The organism is Fibrobacter sp. UWH9 (assembly GCF_900129715.1).
Lineage (GTDB): Bacteria > Fibrobacterota > Fibrobacteria > Fibrobacterales > Fibrobacteraceae > Fibrobacter.
In genome coordinates this window covers 145,447-162,789 of sequence record NZ_FQWP01000002.1, presented here as the reverse complement: position 1 = coordinate 162,789, position 17,343 = coordinate 145,447, and the positions used below count along the sequence as shown (strand labels likewise).

The 17,343-nt window shown below is 48.3% G+C and carries 17 protein-coding genes and 1 pseudogene; 16 read left to right on the top strand and 2 right to left on the bottom strand.

What is annotated here, in order from left to right:
- Positions 1 to 143: 143 nt before the first annotated feature.
- The 3 genes from BUB94_RS02450 (at position 144) to BUB94_RS02445 (ending at position 1,075) form a co-directional block, all read left to right on the top strand.
- Entirely contained in the window at positions 144 to 557 is a 414-nt protein-coding gene (locus BUB94_RS02450; RefSeq protein WP_073156407.1) for a hypothetical protein, read from the top strand.
- A 65-nt stretch (positions 558 to 622) separates the two neighbouring features.
- A complete protein-coding gene (locus BUB94_RS16655) occupies positions 623 to 760 on the top strand; it encodes a hypothetical protein (RefSeq protein WP_175549672.1) in 138 nt (45 codons plus the stop codon).
- Between the two features lie 24 nt (positions 761 to 784).
- Positions 785 to 1,075, top strand: a complete 291-nt coding sequence (locus BUB94_RS02445) for a hypothetical protein (RefSeq protein WP_073156410.1) — start codon at positions 785 to 787, stop codon at positions 1,073 to 1,075.
- Positions 1,076 to 1,147: 72 nt separating this feature from the next.
- Here the strand turns inward: BUB94_RS02445 and ilvN are convergent, their stop codons facing one another.
- Positions 1,148 to 1,642 (bottom strand): acetolactate synthase small subunit, encoded by a 495-nt coding sequence (gene ilvN / locus BUB94_RS02440; protein WP_073156413.1) that lies wholly within the window; start codon positions 1,640 to 1,642, stop codon positions 1,148 to 1,150.
- A 21-nt stretch (positions 1,643 to 1,663) separates the two neighbouring features.
- Positions 1,664 to 3,382, bottom strand: coding sequence for a biosynthetic-type acetolactate synthase large subunit (gene ilvB, locus BUB94_RS02435; RefSeq protein ID WP_073156416.1), 1,719 nt, complete (start codon positions 3,380 to 3,382; stop codon positions 1,664 to 1,666).
- A gap of 372 nt (positions 3,383 to 3,754) precedes the next feature.
- Between ilvB and radC the strand changes: the two genes are divergently transcribed.
- From radC to BUB94_RS02365, 13 genes and pseudogenes are all read left to right on the top strand, one after another.
- Positions 3,755 to 4,483 (top strand): RadC family protein, encoded by a 729-nt coding sequence (gene radC, locus BUB94_RS02430; protein WP_083538042.1) that lies wholly within the window; start codon positions 3,755 to 3,757, stop codon positions 4,481 to 4,483.
- 201 nt (positions 4,484 to 4,684) lie between these two features.
- Positions 4,685 to 7,360, top strand: a complete 2,676-nt coding sequence (locus tag BUB94_RS02425; protein ID WP_083538040.1) for an OmpA family protein — start codon at positions 4,685 to 4,687, stop codon at positions 7,358 to 7,360.
- 73 nt (positions 7,361 to 7,433) lie between these two features.
- Complete coding sequence (locus BUB94_RS02420) at positions 7,434 to 7,691, top strand: hypothetical protein (protein ID WP_073156782.1); 258 nt, start codon at positions 7,434 to 7,436, stop codon at positions 7,689 to 7,691.
- 122 nt (positions 7,692 to 7,813) lie between these two features.
- Entirely contained in the window at positions 7,814 to 8,626 is an 813-nt protein-coding gene (locus BUB94_RS02415) for a thymidylate synthase (RefSeq protein WP_073156421.1), read from the top strand.
- A 96-nt stretch (positions 8,627 to 8,722) separates the two neighbouring features.
- On the top strand, positions 8,723 to 9,208 hold the full coding sequence (locus tag BUB94_RS02410; protein WP_073233957.1) for a dihydrofolate reductase: 486 nt from the start codon (positions 8,723 to 8,725) through the stop codon (positions 9,206 to 9,208).
- Positions 9,209 to 9,230: 22 nt separating this feature from the next.
- A complete protein-coding gene (locus BUB94_RS02405) occupies positions 9,231 to 10,916 on the top strand; it encodes a GGDEF domain-containing protein (protein WP_073233954.1) in 1,686 nt (561 codons plus the stop codon).
- Positions 10,917 to 11,025: 109 nt separating this feature from the next.
- The gene (locus BUB94_RS02400) at positions 11,026 to 12,330 is read left to right on the top strand and encodes an MgtC/SapB family protein (RefSeq protein ID WP_073233951.1); all 1,305 of its coding nucleotides are present in this window, start codon (positions 11,026 to 11,028) and stop codon (positions 12,328 to 12,330) included.
- 150 nt (positions 12,331 to 12,480) lie between these two features.
- Positions 12,481 to 13,230, top strand: coding sequence for a hydroxymethylpyrimidine/phosphomethylpyrimidine kinase (locus BUB94_RS02395; RefSeq protein ID WP_254793639.1), 750 nt, complete (start codon positions 12,481 to 12,483; stop codon positions 13,228 to 13,230).
- A 238-nt stretch (positions 13,231 to 13,468) separates the two neighbouring features.
- Positions 13,469 to 14,369, top strand: a pseudogene (locus BUB94_RS17435) (hypothetical protein); the annotation flags it as partial.
- Positions 14,370 to 14,737: 368 nt separating this feature from the next.
- The gene (locus BUB94_RS17140; RefSeq protein WP_073233945.1) at positions 14,738 to 15,061 is read left to right on the top strand and encodes a hypothetical protein; all 324 of its coding nucleotides are present in this window, start codon (positions 14,738 to 14,740) and stop codon (positions 15,059 to 15,061) included.
- Between the two features lie 359 nt (positions 15,062 to 15,420).
- Complete coding sequence (locus BUB94_RS02375) at positions 15,421 to 15,960, top strand: hypothetical protein (RefSeq protein ID WP_073233942.1); 540 nt, start codon at positions 15,421 to 15,423, stop codon at positions 15,958 to 15,960.
- Positions 15,945 to 16,259, top strand: a complete 315-nt coding sequence (locus BUB94_RS02370) for a hypothetical protein (protein ID WP_073233939.1) — start codon at positions 15,945 to 15,947, stop codon at positions 16,257 to 16,259. The genes BUB94_RS02375 and BUB94_RS02370 overlap by 16 nt, the downstream gene beginning before the upstream one ends.
- A 189-nt stretch (positions 16,260 to 16,448) precedes the next feature.
- Positions 16,449 to 17,330 carry a hypothetical protein gene (locus BUB94_RS02365; protein ID WP_139260107.1) on the top strand — a complete coding sequence of 294 codons (882 nt, stop codon included), beginning with the start codon at positions 16,449 to 16,451 and terminating at the stop codon, positions 17,328 to 17,330.
- The last annotated feature ends 13 nt before the right edge of the window (positions 17,331 to 17,343 follow it).

Below are 17,343 nucleotides of genomic sequence, written 5' to 3'. Positions count from 1 at the left end.
CAAAGAGTTCTTGATTGTTAAGATAGTAATCTCCGTGAAATTTTGGCAACTCAAAGTGGTTAAATTTTTTTTGAGTGTTATTTTTATCACAATGCAATTCGATTATATTTGTCTTATTAGCAGAAAAATTTCTTGGAGAAGATATGAGTTGTAGAATTTTGATGCGCTTTGTAGGCGAAACGGACCAGCTTTCTGGTGTTTATGACGAAATTATGGAAAGTTTCCCTGATGCAGAGCTCCCAAGTGAAGACTGCGGCGAATGGTATTCTGTAGACGACGTCATGATGGACGAGTATGAATGCCGTTTTGAGGAATTGCCTGAAAGCGCCCTGATGGCCATGGACGGATCCATTTTTGTGGAAGATGAACTGCCCGAGGAATTCTTTGCTGAACTGATGGAACGCTTCGAGAAAGTCTTCGGAGCCTTTAAGTGGGCCAGCCTTGATGTAGGCGTAGGTTGTGGCACCAGTGATGGCTGGGGAGAATTTAACCCGGAATACGCAGACGATGGTTCTGACGAAGCTAACGAAATTTCAGAAGCTGTTATAGGATTTTAATATGAATTACAATGTAATTACCGCAGAAGAACTTCAAAAGAATCCGATCAAGATGATTGAAGGTTTTGGTCTGCAAGAAACTTTTCGCCCAGAAGTTTGATGAACAAAGCTTCATCGACAAGAGCATTCTTGATCGCTGGTACGCAAACGATTCAATGCACACCTTGTACATTGCTGAAATCGAAAAAGTTCTGGCAAAGTGACGCCTTTAGGTGGTTCGAGACTTTATGAATAAAGGAAAATCTCCTGATAGACAAGAAGAAATACTCAATACTCTTGGGCAAAATCTTGATGAGATGTTGGCGATTCTAGAAGAAGATTCTGACCGGGCTCGCGCAGGCTGGGATCACGCTGCTGCTTCGCTTACCGCATCGAAGATGACGGGGGAGGAACTTCGCCAGAAGTGCAAAAAATACATTCCCGTTCTTCGCAAACTTTTGAAGATTCCACCAGTTTGTTATCTGTTTAGGTCCGTGATTGAGTTGGCTGACAAATACTCCTGGCTAAAAAAGTCTTAAGAATGAAATAAGGAAAACCCTCGGTGATGTGAACCGAGGGCTTTCTTAATTGGTCAACAAAGCGTAATAAAACTAAGTCTTGTCTTCACCGCGGAGCATGATGACCTTACCGGTGCGGATGTATTCGACGATTTCGAACTTCTGGCACAGGCTCTTCATGGCATCGATCTTATCGGTGTTGCCGGTAATCTGGATGATCATGGAGTTTTCGGTCATGTCAACGGTAACAGCCTTGAAGTGATCGCAGAGCTGCAGGATTTCGGTACGCTGTTCCGGAGCGCAACGAACCTTGATCAAGGCAAGCTCCTTTTCCACCACGTTCATGTTGGTATGGTCCTTGGCCTGCACAACGTCAACCAGCTTTTCCAGCTGCTTGATGATCTGCATCAAGATTTCGGGATTACCGTGAGCCACAATGTTCATGCGGCTGAAGTTGGGGTCCAGCGTGGGGGACACGACCAGGGAGTCGATGTTGTAACCACGGCGGGAGAACACCAGAGCGATGCGAACGAGCACGCCCGGGCGGTTTGCGACTAACAAGCTAATAGAATGAGCTGTAGAAATCATTTTTTTATCTCCTTTCCGTGATTAGGTCGATCCAGTCGGCTTGTCCAGCTGAGTCTTGGGCTGTTCAGTAATCATGGAGGTCAAAGGTGCACCTGCCGGAATCATGGGGAACACGTTGTCTTCCTTTTCGCATTCGCACCAGATCACGATAGGACCGTCGTTGTAGTCCAGAGCCTTCTGGATCATGCGTTCTGCATCGGCAGCGCGCTTGATGCGGAGACCCGGGATACCGTAGGCTTCTGCCAGCTTGACGAAGTCAGGGTTGCCCTGCATGTCGACACTGGAGTAACGGTGGTCGTAGAACAGTTCCTGCCACTGACGCACCATGCCCAGGTACTTGTTGTCGAGAACGAAAATCTTGATGGGCAGCTTGTGGATTGCTGCGGTTGCAAGTTCAAATTCGGTCATCTGGAAGCCACCATCGCCGCTGAAGCTGCAGACGGGCCAGCCGGTGGTGTTGCCGAATGCTGCACCGATTGCAGAGGGCAGGCCGAAGCCCATGGTGCCTGCGCCGCCACTGGAGTGGAGCTGGCGGGGGTTGTTGATCTTGAAGAACTGTGCAACCCACATCTGGTGCTGACCCACGTCGGTAGTGACGATTGCCTTACCCTGGGTAAGGTCGCTAACGGTCTGCACGATGTGCTGCATACGGAGACCACCCTGCTTGGGGTAGGTCAGCGGGAAACGCTTCTTCCAAGTCTGGCAGGTCTTGACCCATTCTGCGGAGTCCAGCTTAGAAACGAGGGGCAGGAGCTGTTCCAGAACCATCTTGGCATCGCCGCACATGAACACATCCGGCTGGAGAACCTTGCCTTCTTCGGCGGGGTCGATGTCGATGTGCATCTTGATGGCGTCCTTACAGAACACTTCAAGCTTACCGGTGATACGGTCGTCCCAGCGGGAACCGATGGAGAGAATCAGGTCGCAGTCAAGCACAGCCTTGTTTGCGTAAACAGTACCGTGCATGCCCAGCATACCGAGAGAAAGTTCGTGGTCGGTGGGGAAGGTGCCGAGGCCGAGGAGGGTGCAAGCTACGGGAGCCTGGAGCTTTTCTGCCAGTTCCTTAACCTGACGGGCTGCGCCAGAAATCATAGCGCCGTGGCCAACGAGGAGCAGGGGCTTCTTGGACTTCTTCAGGAATTCAGCAGCCTTTTCTACGGTTTCTGCAGGAGCGTAGGTAGGAATCTTGTAGCCGGGAAGGTCCATCTGATCGGTGAACGGTGCGGTGCAAGCGCCGGCAGTCACATCCTTCGGGAGGTCGATGAGCACGGGGCCCGGACGGCCAGTACGTGCAATGTGGAAAGCTTCCTTCATGATGCGGGGAAGATCGTTGGGATCTTTGACCAGGTAGGAGTGCTTGACGGCAGCGAAAGTCATACCGCTGGTATCGCATTCCTGGAAGGCGTCCTTACCCAGGTTCGGAGTGGTGGTCTGAGCGGCCAGCACAACGATGGGGCTGGAATCCATGAGGGCAGTGTAGATGCCTGTAAAGGTGTTGGTAGCACCCGGGCCGGAAGTAACGAGGGCAACGCCGACCTTGCCGGTCTGACGAGCATAGCCATCAGCCATGTGAGTTGCGCCCTGTTCGTGACGGGTGAGGACAACCTTGATGTTGGAATCAAGAATTGCGTCAAACATCGGAATTGCGGATCCACCAGGATAGCCGAAGATTGTGTCGATGCCTTCACGCTTGAGGCATTCGATGATCACTTCTGCGCCGCTTAAGGTTTTATTTGCCATAAAATTTCCTATTTCGGATGGTTTATAACTTTTATAATATGGCGAAAATATAGTCAAACATAGGGTAAATGGTAAGAGTTTGATGAAATTATTTTGAAAAAATGATGGTTTTGGAATGCAAATTTGGGGAAATTGGTCTTTTGTTTGATTAAAAACACGTTTTTATTTCTGTAAATGTTGCCTCATGTTGTTTTTTGTTCGCTGAAAATGAACGTTTTGGGCTGATGAACCGTGAAAATAAAAGGTTTGAATGCCTTTTGGGAACTGAAAAACCTTTCCTTGAATGCGGAATTGTAAATGAAAGCAAAATGTAAGCGAATCTTTTTTTGAAAAACTCGTGTATAAGAGAGAACCTTTCAAAAAAGGAGTTTTATGGTTCCGTATAATGCGATTTCTGTAAAGGATTGTGCCTTGGTCTATCAGGTCCCTGTTGAAAATTCGTCGCTTCTTCCTCGCGAGAAAATTGAACGGTTTGGTCCCTCGGCTATGAGCAATGAGGAACTGCTTGCGCTGATTCTCGGTAGCGGCTGCCAGAATTGCGATGTTTTTGAATTGTCCAGGCGTCTGGCAGATTTTCTTTCTTCTGAATCGACGATTCCTTCGCTTCAGCGTCTGCGTAAGATCAAGGGGCTGGGCCGTGTAAAGGCATCCCAGGTCCTTGCCTGCCTTGAATTGTCGGGGCGCTATATCCTCAGTGGTAACGTGAGCTCCGTTTCTTCGCCCGAAGATTTGCTGCCTAGGCTTTCCTATATGAAGTATGAGGAACAGGAACATCTTGTATTGGTGACGCTGAATTCCTCCAACGACGTCATCCGCGTTCATGAATTGACGACCGGGCTTGTGAATCAGACTCCGGTTCATCCTCGCGAAGCTTTTGCCCGTGCAATCGAAGACCGTGCAGTGTCTGTTATTTTCGCCCACAATCACCCTTCGGGTTCGACGTCTCCCAGTCAGGAAGATATTTCCATTACGCGGATTCTCTGTGCGTCGGGAAAAATTCTCCAGATTCCCGTTCTGGATCATATTATAGTGGGACGTAAGGGGTTTACCAGCATTTGTCGGCTCCACTCGGAACTGTTTGAACGGGGTATGGAAATGTAGAGTGCTTTTGTGATGTGATTTTCGCAACACCGAACTGTATGTAAATCTTTGTTCACAAAGGGGCTGCGCCCCCCCCTTTTGTGTGTTTTTAATCGCATTTTGGCTAATGCTTTTATAAGTTTTTTTTGTCAAGAAACTATATTTTACTTAGTTAATTTCTGGGTGCCGTGTTTGGTGGCGCCCCACTCATAAGGAGATGCTATGAAAAAAGTAGCTATGGGTCTTGCCCTCGCTTTGGCGGCTTCTGCCTTTGCAGGTCATCCCCAGACAATCAATAAGGAAGGCTTTGTCGGTGTGAATAACACCCAGTCTGCCCAGTCTCTTGGACATTCCAAGCTGGTGTTTACCCTTTTGGGTGATGCCACATTTGGCAACAACATGTTCCCTGCAGGTGCAGACGGACTTCCTGTTGCTGATTTTACGGGTATCAACGCTAATGTGGGTTTTGCCATCGGTATCTGGCATTACTTTGACTTGGGCGTTACCCTGCCTGTGTACTATGACCAGTACAAGCGTGGCGAAAACGGCGACATGGAAAAGATGGGTTATGTCGGTAACCTGAAGGGTGACTTGAAGGCTCGCTTCCCTCTTCCCGAAGATCAGCCCATGGACGTGGCCGTCTATGCTGGTGTCGCTGCTGGTACTGCTGATGCCAAGAAGCAGGGCCTTTGGGTTCGCTATCCGGAATACGTAAACAAGAACACTGGTGTTGCCTATCCGTATGGTACCAAGAATACCACCCTGGACTTCGGCCTTGCCGTGACCATGGATCTTGAAAAGACTGACGCCTATCCGTTCCTGCTCCACTTGAATGGTGGCTACCGCTATACAACTAATAGCGAATATCTGTCTCTGCCTTACTTGAATGCTGCCGCAGAAATTTACTTCCTGGACTTCCTGTCCCTGTTCCTGGAATATCACTGGGATATCCAGTTGGATGGTATAACCACGAATGTTGGTGGTTGGCCTGTGGAAGATCAGAAATTTGACTCCAAGCAGTTGACCGGTGCCCTGGTGTTCCATCTGCCTGTTGGTCTGGATCTCCATATGGGTGCTTCTTACTACCTGGGTGGGGAAAAGGGTGTTGTCGTCTCTATCCCCAACAAGGATGGAAATGGCAACAAGGTTAACTACATGCCTACTCGCGTGAATCCGGAATACACCGTTTACGGTGGTCTTACCTGGAGTGGCTTCCTGCTTGCCCAGGACCGCGATGGCGATGGCGTCGTGGATGATGAAGATAAGTGCCCGGATGACTACGGTCATCGTCTGAACCAGGGTTGCCCGCTGGGTAATCCCGATGCTGACGAAGATGGCGTTTGCGATGCCTGGGTTGCCGAAAAGGGCTTCCTGGATGAATTCTCCGAAGTTTGCGAAGGCGTAGACCAGTGCCCCAACGAACCGGGTGAAGGCGAAGATGGTTGCCCGCTGGGTAATCCGGACCCGGATGAAGATGGTGTCTGCGATCCTTGGGTATCTCAGAGAAAGATGCAGAAGAAGTTCAAGGATGTTTGCGACGGCATCGATGAATGCCCGAACCAGGCCGGTTCTCCTGCATTCAATGGTTGCCCCACCAAGCAGCCGGACCCGGATAATGACGGTCTCTGCTCTCCGTGGGTAACTGACGAAGGCGTTCTGAACGAATTTGCTGACGTATGTAAGGGTTACGATATGTGCCCGGGCGAAGCTGGTACTAAGGCCAATAAGGGCTGCCCGTGGGATGATCCGGACTCCGATAACGACGGCCTTTGCGACGAATGGGTAACTCAGAAGAAGATGGGCTACTACTTCGAAAAGGCTGCTGAAGATGAAAACCTGAAGGCTGAATACTTCATTGAAAAGACCTGTAAGGGTATCGATAAGTGCCCCACCGAATTCGGTCCGGCAAACAACGAAGGTTGCCCGCTGGGTAATCCGGATACCGACCAGGATGGCTTCTGCGATCCTTGGGTAACTGAGAAGGGCTTGCTGGAACAGTACGAAGGTATCTGCCAGGGTATCGATAAGTGTCCCACCGAAGCAGGTGAAGCCTTTGCTCAGGGTTGCCCCATGGACAATCCGGATGCTGACGGTGACAGCCTCTGCGCACCTTGGGTAACTGAAAAGGGTATGCAGAAGGACTTTGCAAATATCTGCCACGGCGTCGATAAGTGCCCGGTGGAAGCAGGTCCGGAATGGAATAAGGGCTGCCCGGCTGAAAATCCGGACCCCGACCAGGATAGCCTCTGCTCTCCGTGGGTGAAGAAGCAGGGTATGCTTGACCAGTTCAAGGATGTCTGCCATGGTATTGACCGCTGCGAAGATGAAGCAGGTCCGGAATGGAATAAGGGTTGCCCGATTGACGACGATCCGGACTCCGATAAGGATGGCATCTGCTCTCAGTGGGTTGCCGATAAGAAGCTCCTGGATCAGTTCAAGGATGTATGTACCGGCATCGACCGCTGCCCGGATGTGGCTGGCGACGATGGCCACGGCTGCCCCAAGAAGGCTCCTGAAAAGCTGGACGGCGTGACCTTCAAGTCTGGTAAGGCTACCCTTGAATCCAACGCCAAGAAGATTCTGAAGTCCATTGCTAAGAAGCTTGTCGAAAATGACGAGTATAAGGATCTGAAGATCGTTATCCAGGGTCATACCGATAACGTTGGTAAGGAAAAGACCAACACCAAGCTTTCTCAGCAGCGTGCAGAATCCGTGATGAAGGAACTGACCAAGGCTGGCGTGAAGAAGGATCGTATCAAGGCAATTGGTATGGGCCCGACTTGCCCGGTCGACGACAACAGCACTGCTGATGGCCGTGAAAACAACCGCCGTATCGAAATGGTCTTCGTAAGCCCGGACGATGACGGTATGAGCTGCCATAGCAACTACGTTCCGTAATCGAACAACGCGATATTAGCGAATGAAGCCCTCGGACAAAAAGTCCGGGGGCTTTTTTGTTATCTTTAATGTTATGACAAAGCTTGATGAAATTTTGACTGCTATTGAAGCTTCTAACCATGACCTGGTGGAAATGGATGCTGAACACCTTAACCATAAGATGGTGCAGAAGGCTCGCCTCGGCAAGAAGCCCGTTCCCCGCCATACGCAGGACTTGATTTTGAATGCCCTGAACCGCCTGCTGGTAGAAAAGGAAGTCGAAGGTGCGAAGCCCTACAAGCGACTGGAACTTTTCGGCAACGAACAAATGGCAGTGAATAGTGAACAGTGAATTGAGCTGTGGGCAATGAGTTTTGAACAGTGAGTTAAAGTAAGGCGCCCCCGGCGCGATTATAACAACTCATATCTCGTCTCTCGCCTCTCTTAACCTTTAACCTTTCCGCGTTACCCTCTATGCAGCAATATCTCGATCTTCTGAAAGACATTATGGAAAACGGCGTTGACCGCTCCGATCGCACTGGAACTGGAACCCGTTCCGTTTTTGGTCGTCAGTGCCGTTACGACTTGTCCAAGGGCTTTCCCTGTTTGACTACAAAGAAGCTCCACCTTCGTTCCATCATCCACGAACTGCTGTGGTTCTTGATGGGCGACACCAACATCAAATATCTTCACGATAACAAGGTGACCATCTGGGACGAATGGGCTGATGAAAATGGCGACCTGGGACCGGTATATGGTCATCAGTGGCGCAGCTGGCCCACACCTGAGGGCGGACACATCGATCAGATCAAGAACCTGGTGAACAGTCTGAAGAACAATCCCGACTCTCGCCGCCACTTGGTTTGTGCCTGGAACGTTTCCGAAGTGGATAAGATGGCCTTGCCCCCTTGCCACTGCCTCTTCCAGTTCTATGTAGGTGGCGTTGGCGCATCTGGCAAGCGCAAGCTTTCCTGTCAGCTGTATCAGCGTAGCGCAGACACCTTCCTGGGGGTTCCGTTCAATATCGCCAGCTATGCTCTGTTGACTTTGATGCTGGCTCAGGTTTGCGATTATGAACCGGGCGAATTCATCCACACCCTGGGTGACACTCATCTGTATTCCAACCATTTCGAACAGGTAAAGGAACAGCTTTCCCGCGAACCTCGCAAGCTGCCTACCATGAAGTTGAATCCCGAAATCAAGGACCTCTTCGACTTTAAGTTTGAGGATTTCGAACTGGTTGATTACGATCCGTGGCCCACCATTAAGGCTCCCATCGCTGTTTAATCAGTGGTCAGTGGTTAGTAAACAGTTGTCAGCAAATAGTTGACGCTACCTACAAATCACTAACCACTAATCACTAACCACTAGCCACTATTTCCTATGCTGATTTCTGCTATTGTCGCTGTTTCCGAAAACAATGTGATTGGCCGTGATGGTCATTTGCCTTGGCATCTGTCTGCTGATTTGAAACGCTTTAAGGCGATTACAACAGGTCATTCCATCATACTGGGTCGCAAGAACTACGATGATATCGGGAGACCTCTGCCGAATCGTACGAACTATGTATTGACTCGAAATCCTGAGTTTGCTGCTCCTGGCTGTGTCGTTTGCGGCGATTTGGAGTCCGCTATTAAGGCTGCAGAGGCTGCAGGAGAGGAAGAATGCTTTATTATTGGGGGTGCGGCTATATATAATGTCGCCATGCCTCTTACAAAAAAGTTATATCTAACTAGAGTTCACGCAAATGTGGATGGAGATGTGTTTTTACCGGACTGGGGTGAGGGCTGGCGCAAGGTTAGCTCTGAAGATTTCCCGGCCGACGAAAAGAACGACTTCGTGACCACGTTCGAGGTGTGGGAACGCTAGTTTTATAGGTTTGTAGGATTAAATGTCGAAGAAGGTAAACAAGATTATCTCGTTCACGGTGACCATTGCGATGATCATCCTGACCTTTTTCTTCTTTAATGCTACAAAGGAAAGCGGAGTCTCTGACCTCGTCATGCCCCTGGATAATGACTGGACTCTTGTTGTAAATGGGGAAACTAAGCATGTCCCGAAAATCGCCGGACACATATTGCCCAAGACGGTGGATAAGGATGAAGTAGTTGTTTTGGAGCGCAAGCTCCCCAGCAATACGTTCCCTCGCTCGGTCATGCGCTTCAAGGTTTACCATAGTGTGGTGAAGGTCTTCGAAGATGAAGAACTGATCTATGCCTATGGCGATAAACTTTACGAGAGTAACCGCATTGTGGGAAGCGGTATGCACTATGTGTATCTTGGTCCCAATTCTGCCGGCAAGCGTATTCGTATCTCCATTCAGGCTACCGAAGACGGAGCCTTCTCGAATTTCTCTCCCATCGATATCCTGCCATCTAGCTATGCCAATACGGACTTTTTTGCGTCACATGCGCTGGCCTTGTTCGTGGGTATCTTCCTGATTCTGTTCGGACTGCTATCTGTGGTTATCTGTGCTGTAGTCAGTTTTTTCAGTACCGGTTATTTCAGATTCCAGATGATCGGTTTGCTTTCCCTATCCCTGGGAACATGGACTCTCTGCTACACAAAATTGATTCAGGTCTTTTCGTTTAACTTTTCCTTTAACACCACCATTGAATATTTCAGCTTGTATATGTCCCCGATTCCGTTGGGATTCCTGCTGATGGATATGCGTCGTGGTCAGATTAAGACCTGGAGGTGGTGGGGCTTGGTAACGCTGGTTGCCTTTGGCGCCTGCTATGCCCTGGTTACTTCTATTCTGCATTTTACCAACGTTCTGCATTTCCCCCAGACCTTGTTGCCCTTCCATATTTATGTGGGTGTTGCTTTCCTGTATATGGCATTCAGTGGCGTGGTCTACAGCAAGAAGACGGACCTGTCTGGAAAGTTCCTGACATGGGGTGTTCTTTCCTTTGGTGTTGTGGCCTTTGCGGACTTGATCCGATACAACGTCTTTAAGTATTTGGCTATTGAATCTTTTCGCTGGGACGTGACCTGGATTCCCCTGGGAACCTTGAGCTTTGTGATGCTTTTGGTCTTGAGCTATTTGGTTTATTTGTATAAACTGGTGGCCGACAGGACCGAAAAGGAAGTGCTTGCCGCCATGGTGTATATCGACAGCCTGACCGGGCTTTATAACCGCGCCAAGTGCCAACAGATTTTTGATGTGCTGGATAGGTCCGACGGAGATTTCGCCATTGTCAGCATCGACATGAACGGCTTGAAGTATGTGAACGACAAGTATGGCCACAGCACGGGTGACCGTCTGATCAAGGTCTTTGCGAATATCTTGAGAGGCTCCTTTGAAGGTGTGGGTGCGACAATCCGTATGGGTGGTGATGAATTTGTTGCCATTGTCCGTGAAGAACATCTGGAAGATATCGATTTTGCAATCAACTCTATGAAGGATAAGATGCTTGTGGGAAAATCCGGTTTGCCAGTTCCTCTGGAAGCGGCTTACGGTGTGGCGTACCGCAGCGAATGCGGCCCCATGAGTGCAAGTGGGGTGTACTCCGCTGCCGATAAGAAAATGTATGCCATGAAGGTCGGCATGAAGTCGGATTTGATCCGTCGATAGATTTCTTATTTCAAGTTGGACTAAGGATTTGCCCAGATTGTTTAAGGCAAGTCCTTTTTTTTATATGACATGGTTTCCTTTTTTGGAAGGCCGTATATAGATTAGCATTATGCTTGAGTTTAACGTATTCTACAAACTCGTGGCTGCTATTGGTATCGGCTTGATTATTGGCTTGCAGCGCGAGCATACCTATTTCGATGCGACGGATCGTCATCCGGCGGGTGTTCGTACGTTTACTTTGGTAGGGCTCGGCGGTGCCATGGTGGCCATGTTGTGTGGCCTGATGGAAAGTGCTGCACCCTTTGTCGCAGGCTTTATTGTGATTGGTCTTTTGCTGGTGGCGTCCCATATAGCTTTTGGACTGAGCCATCACGTGGAATCGTCTGTAGGTTCTGAAGGGGGTGCTGCCCCTGCGGCGGGCATTACCACCAGCGTGGCTCTTGTAATTGTGTATTTGCTTGGGGCCTTGTGCTGGTACGGCAAACTGTTGGAATCTTGCGTCATTATGGTGGTGATGCTCTGGATTCTTACGGTTAAACAGCAACTTCATGATTTTGCGAAAAAACTTTCCCGCGAAGATGTGCTAGCCACGGTAAAGTTTGCTGTGATTTCTGCGCTGGTGTTGCCCTTCCTTCCTAATCAGGCTTATGGGCCTGCGGGACTGCAAGTTCTGAACCCCCATACCATCTGGCTTTTTGTGGTGTTTATTTCTGGCATCGGTTTTGTAGGCTACGTGCTTATCAAGATTGTGGGCCCGGGTAAGGGAATCTGGCTGACCGGAGTTCTTGGGGGCATTGCCAGCAGTACGGCTCTCACTTTGAATTTGGCAGGCCGCAGTCGCGAAAACGAAGCGTATGCGTCTGACTTTACCTTGGGAATCGTTCTCAGCTGGTCGGTGATGTATGTGCGTCTGTATTTGATTTGCATTGCCTTGAGTGGAAGCCTTGCTGGCCCCTTGGCATTGCCGTTGCTGGTTCCTGTGGTGCCCAGCTTGGCTTATGCGCTGTTCCTGAAACTGCGTACCAGCCGTAAGCGCCAGGAACATTCCGCTGGATTTTCTAATCCCTTCAAACTTTTGCCGGCTATTAAGTTTGGCGTTGTATTTACCGCGGTGATGTTTGTGGCTAATGCCGCCCGAGTCTATCTGGGGGCCGGTGCTCTTTTGGCCTGCAGTTTCCTTGGCGGTGCCGCCGAGATGGATGCGGTGGCATTCTCCGTAATCGATATGCATTCGAAGTCTGGATTGCCTGTACGGGAACTGGTGCTGGCGTTCCTCTTTGCCAGTCTCGCCAACACGTTGACTAAGGGTGGCCTGGTATTCTTCCTTGGGGCCAAGAGCATGCGCAAGCCTATTGTGCCTGCGGTTGTGCTGATCTGTGTGACGACGGCTGCCTTGATTGCAGTTTATTTCTAGCGGCAGACTGATTTATAATTCATTTCTTTACACAATATGAAATTCTTGTCTGCATAAATATTTTTTATTTCTTCTCCTTTTTAAAAATATGGCCTGTTAGGCTTTTTTTATTTATCTTACTTGTCGTTAGGAATGCTTTTCGAGGATTTCATGGCTGAAAATAACGATATGATTTATGCTTTGACCATTGCCGGTTTTGACGGTAGTGCCGGTGCGGGTTTTATTTCTGACATTAAGACTATGGCTCATTTTGGGGTGTATGGCCAGGCTGTCTGCACGGCTCTGACCGAACAGAATGAAGATGAGTTTGTGGCGCCTGGTTGGGTTATCTGGGAACGAATCGAAGCCCAATTGGAAACGCTCTTCCGAAAGCATACTTTTAAGTACGTGAAAATAGGTTTGGTAGAAAAGGCCAAGATTCTGAAACGTATTGTGGAGTTTGTTCGTGAAAAGTCGCCGGACGCCTTTATTGTGTGGGATCCCATTGCTAGCGCCAGCGCTGGATTCCATTTTATGCGTGATGCCGCAGAATTCTTGCCGGTCATGAAGATGATTGACTTGGTAACGCCTAATGCAGATGAATACAAGTTCCTCGGTCTGGAAGCGGCGCAGCAAAAAGGCGAAATCCAGATGGGGAAGGATTGCGCGGTGCTTTTGAAGGGCGGACATGCAGAAGGCGCTGATTCCGTAGATACCTTGATTATGGATGGTGCCGAATACAAGTTTGCAAGTCCCCGCTTGCCTGGCTGTGGAAAGCACGGCACCGGCTGTGTCTTGAGTTCTGCCATTCTTGCCAATGTGGCTCTAGGTAAGCCTCTGCCCGAGGCCTGCAAGATTGCAAAGGATTATATGAATCAATATCTGCAGAGCGGGGAAGGCAGACTGGGATTTGTACGTTAAATTATGCATCCAAATGAAAAAAGGCCGGCTTGAAAAAAGCTGGTCTTTTTGTATAAAGAAATACTCAAATTAGACGAGTGGACATTTTGTATAAATGAGATACGAAAAAAATAATTTTATTTTGTCTGCAAAATGATAATTAGTTTGCTATATGTGATCACGGTGGTTGCGGAGTGAACCGGGCAACCCATAAAATATAGCCCGACCCGTGCGGAGCGCGGGGAACGTCCAAAAGATTACTCCGCTGAACATCGCCCGCGCACTCAGCGACGAAGGCGTGAAGATTCTCGGTACCAGCATCGATTCCATCGATATCGCTGAAGACCGCGACCTGTTCCGCAAGATGATGGACCTGCTTGAAATCCCCATGCCCGAAAGCGGCATGGCTACCAACATCGACGAAGCCCTCGCTTGCGTCAAGCAGATCGGTGGCTACCCGGTGATGATCCGCCCCAGCTTCGTGCTTGGCGGCCGCGGCATGGAAGTCATCTACGACGAAAACATGCTCCGCGAATACGTTGCCAAGGCTGTTGGCGTTACCCCGGATCGCCCGCTCCTCATCGACCATTTCCTCCACAACGCTCTGGAATGCGAAGCCGACGCCCTCTCTGATGGCGAACACGTTTACATTCCGTCCGTGATGGAACACGTGGAACTTGCAGGTGTCCACTCCGGTGACTCCGCCTGCATTATCCCGCCGGAGACCATTACCGAGGCAAATAGCTTGCAAGCGAGTGTCGCAAAAATAAACTTGTTTATTTTTATGACCGAGCGCAGCAGCGGACGCCGTAGGCGTCCAACCTGAAGACCATCAAGGATTACACTCGCAAGATTCTAGAAACACCTCGGCTCGGCAACGCCCGTGCAAGCACAGTCGCTGCACTCGCCTTGCGGTGTTTTGCTGAATCCCTCCACGTTTCCAAAAACGTCTTCGGTTCGGTCATGCCAGCCCGCAAGCGGTCTGTCGCGACACTCACCTTGAGATGTTTTGCGGTCTCATGAACATGCAGTACGCTATCGAAGACGACAAGGTTTTCGTTCTCGAAGCCAACCCCCGCGCATCTCGTACCGTGCCTCTAGTTTCCAAGGTCTGTAACACTCAGATGGCCCGCCTTGCTACCCGCCTCATGATGGGTGAAAAGCTGGAAGATCTGAAGCTGAAGGACAAGAAGTTGTAGAAACCCAATGCGCCTCGGTCATGTGCAAGCAAGCTTGCCCGCGACACTCGGCTTAAGGGTTTTCAAGCACCACGGCGCCAAGGAAGCTGTGTTCCCGTTTGACAAGTTCCCCAAGGTTGACCCGGTTCTCGGCCCTGAAATGCGTTCCACCGGTGAAGTGCTGGGCCTCTCCGAAGACTTCGCCCTGGCTTACTACAAGAGCCAGGAAGCTGCAGGTTCTATCCTCCCGTCTTCCGGTGCCGTGCTGATTAGTTTGTCCGACAAGACCAACCTCTGCGACCAGGCCATCGAAGTGGGTCAGCGTTTACAGAAACACCTTCGCCTCGGCAATGTCCACGCAAGCGTGGCCGCTGCACTCGGCTTACGGTGTTTTCCAGGAGCTGGGCTTCAAGATCTACGCAACCGAAGGCACCGCCAAGTTCTACGAAAAGGCAGGCGTCAAGTGCGAAGTGGTGAACAAGATCGCCGAAGGCCGCCCCAACGTTCTGGATGTTATCCTGAACAAGCAGGTGAACCTCATCATCAACACCCCGTGGGCTCGCCGCGACGCTGTTGCCGATGACAAATGCACAAGGCGAATGCCGCGACAGAAAAACATGTTTTCTGGCATGGCTGAGCCAAGCATTTGGGCTATGCCCATGCGCCATCCGTAAGGCTGCCATCAATAGTACGCAAGGTGAGCGTCGCACAAAAATGCTTGCGCTTTGCAAGCTATTTTTGTATGACCGAACCGCAGTACGGACGCCAAAGGCGTCCAATACAAGACTCCTTACATCACCACTCTCGCCGCCGCTCTCGACACCGTCAAGGGCTTCGCTGCTGCTAAGGCTGGTAAGGGCGAAGTGAAGAGCTTGCAGGAATATCATGCTTCCATTGAGGAAGTGTAACGTAAACGTCATCCTGAGTGCGTAAGCGCGAAGGATCCAGACCTGCGAACCCAAACATTCAAAGGACTGCAGCGATGCAGTCCTTTTTGTCTTGATTTTATGTTGTATAGAGCTATATTTAAAACATGAAGAATTTGTTAATCTGTGTATCCTTTGTTGCATTGCTCTTTTTGGTAGCGTGTTCCTACGAAGAACGGGTGATAGACCGGTTTAATTCTGTTGAGTTTGTAACATTGGTTGATGATACCACTGGGCTTCTTTTAGTGGAGTCTAATGAAAAAGTGGAATTCTATTCGTCATACATTTCGGGTATGGACGAAAGAACTGATGTTGTTGGCAGAAAATATGTTTATGTAGATATGCGAGAAGAAAAAATTTATAAGGAGGTTGATTATCCGCTTTCAACACCTATGAATTGGGTTGTTATCTCGGATTCTCTGCTTCTATTTTATTGGTATTATGAAAAAAATGGAAGGTCGGAATTAACTAAAGCCTCGGCGTGGAATTATCATTCTAATGTATTGGAAAATTGGTCTGTAGTTTCGCGAGAGACGCTTCCTACAAATGTCGTCAAAGGCGGTGCTTCAATAAGGAGTGATAATTATTATGTACGTAAGGGGTATGCGAATTGGGAAATGGTCAAATATCCATGGCTGAATACGTAAATTATGAGTGCAGTGATGTGATGCAAGACGAAAGAGGACTCTATTGTTTGCAGATAAAGGATTGTTATATGATGGTTCTTGATAGTGAGGGGGATATTGTTGACTCTTTGCATGTTGGTGATGAACATTATGTGTTTTTTAAAGGCCGATATATCTATAATGGAAAAATATGGGGCTTGTATGATGGGGAGAATGTATCCTTACACTATTTGTATGATATTGAACATTCTGATTCCGGTAATCTAAAAATCACGGATGGAGTTGGCAATAGTTTTATATACGAATCGGACAAATTGTAAATTTCATGTAAATTTGCAAGAATATAGGGGAAAGCCTTCCCCTGGTTCGCACACGCTTGCGCTTATAGCTCATCACCCCTTCGAGCGGGTGCTCAGACGCCGCACCCGCAACGCCCGGCTTATTGCTATTCAATGTTTTTTTAAAGCATCTTGATATTGTTTTGTTCTTATAACTATCTTTATAATAAGATGAAAAAGATGGTATATTGTTTGTTAATGATCTCTATGCTGTTATTTAGTGCATGTTCTAGAGATGATAAGGTTGTTGATTCTAGAGTACGTGTTTCGCTTGTTGCTGTGAATAGTGACTCATTAGCTTTGTTGAATGTGGATTATGAGAACTTGGTGGAATCCTATTCATCATATCTTCAGGGATATGATACTGAATGGAATTTGGTTGAGTCAAAGTTTTTCTTAGTAAATATGTATAGAGAAGAAGTTCTAAGAGAACTTGTAGCTCCGTCAACACCTTGTGGAGCATGTGTGTTTCAATTAGATAAAACAAATTTGATTTTTTATGATTATAAATTTCCTCCATTTAAAGTGAACAAAGCGTTAAAATGGAATTTTGACAAAAATGTTGTTGAAGATTTGGAAATATCTGATGAAAAAGTTTCTATTGATTCGATAGATAGTAAAATGCAAATAAATACGTTTTATTCCAATGAGGAAGGTTCCGTCTCGGCGGTTAGAAGATTTTATTTCTATCTAGATGATAAAGAGAAATTATTGAGAGAAGTGGAAATATCGAGTATGATGTGGAAAGGGAGATGTTTAGATTTCTATTACAGGGATTCTTCTTTTATATGTCTTGCCATAGATTCGGATACCTTAAAATTATTGAATGAAAAACAAGAAATTCTTGATTCAATATGGGTGAAGCAAATGTCAGAAATCCGATTCTGGGGACCTAAATTGCAGATAGATGATAGAGTTTATCGGCTTTTGGAAAATGGTGGAATAGATAGGAAAAATTGGCTTGAGATACAATTTGGCCGACAAGGTGAATCGTTTCCGATAATTTTCTCGAATGATAGCGTATCAGTCTTCTATGGTGAAAACAACTTGTAAATTTTGTGTAAAT

Excerpts from the sequence above, each read along its gene's own strand:
- BUB94_RS02450 (WP_073156407.1), top strand. The coding sequence starts at position 144 with ATGAGTTGTAGAATTTTGATGCGCTTTGTAGGCGAAACGGACCAGCTT.
- BUB94_RS02445 (WP_073156410.1), top strand. The coding sequence starts at position 785 with ATGAATAAAGGAAAATCTCCTGATAGACAAGAAGAAATACTCAATACT.
- ilvN (WP_073156413.1), bottom strand. The coding sequence starts at position 1,642 with ATGATTTCTACAGCTCATTCTATTAGCTTGTTAGTCGCAAACCGCCCG.
- ilvB (WP_073156416.1), bottom strand. The coding sequence starts at position 3,382 with ATGGCAAATAAAACCTTAAGCGGCGCAGAAGTGATCATCGAATGCCTC.
- radC (WP_083538042.1), top strand. The coding sequence starts at position 3,755 with ATGGTTCCGTATAATGCGATTTCTGTAAAGGATTGTGCCTTGGTCTAT.
- BUB94_RS02425 (WP_083538040.1), top strand. The coding sequence starts at position 4,685 with ATGAAAAAAGTAGCTATGGGTCTTGCCCTCGCTTTGGCGGCTTCTGCC.
- BUB94_RS02420 (WP_073156782.1), top strand. The coding sequence starts at position 7,434 with ATGACAAAGCTTGATGAAATTTTGACTGCTATTGAAGCTTCTAACCAT.
- BUB94_RS02415 (WP_073156421.1), top strand. The coding sequence starts at position 7,814 with ATGCAGCAATATCTCGATCTTCTGAAAGACATTATGGAAAACGGCGTT.
- BUB94_RS02410 (WP_073233957.1), top strand. The coding sequence starts at position 8,723 with ATGCTGATTTCTGCTATTGTCGCTGTTTCCGAAAACAATGTGATTGGC.
- BUB94_RS02405 (WP_073233954.1), top strand. The coding sequence starts at position 9,231 with ATGTCGAAGAAGGTAAACAAGATTATCTCGTTCACGGTGACCATTGCG.
- BUB94_RS02400 (WP_073233951.1), top strand. The coding sequence starts at position 11,026 with ATGCTTGAGTTTAACGTATTCTACAAACTCGTGGCTGCTATTGGTATC.
- BUB94_RS02395 (WP_254793639.1), top strand. The coding sequence starts at position 12,481 with ATGGCTGAAAATAACGATATGATTTATGCTTTGACCATTGCCGGTTTT.
- BUB94_RS17140 (WP_073233945.1), top strand. The coding sequence starts at position 14,738 with ATGTCCACGCAAGCGTGGCCGCTGCACTCGGCTTACGGTGTTTTCCAG.
- BUB94_RS02375 (WP_073233942.1), top strand. The coding sequence starts at position 15,421 with ATGAAGAATTTGTTAATCTGTGTATCCTTTGTTGCATTGCTCTTTTTG.
- BUB94_RS02370 (WP_073233939.1), top strand. The coding sequence starts at position 15,945 with ATGGCTGAATACGTAAATTATGAGTGCAGTGATGTGATGCAAGACGAA.
- BUB94_RS02365 (WP_139260107.1), top strand. The coding sequence starts at position 16,449 with ATGAAAAAGATGGTATATTGTTTGTTAATGATCTCTATGCTGTTATTT.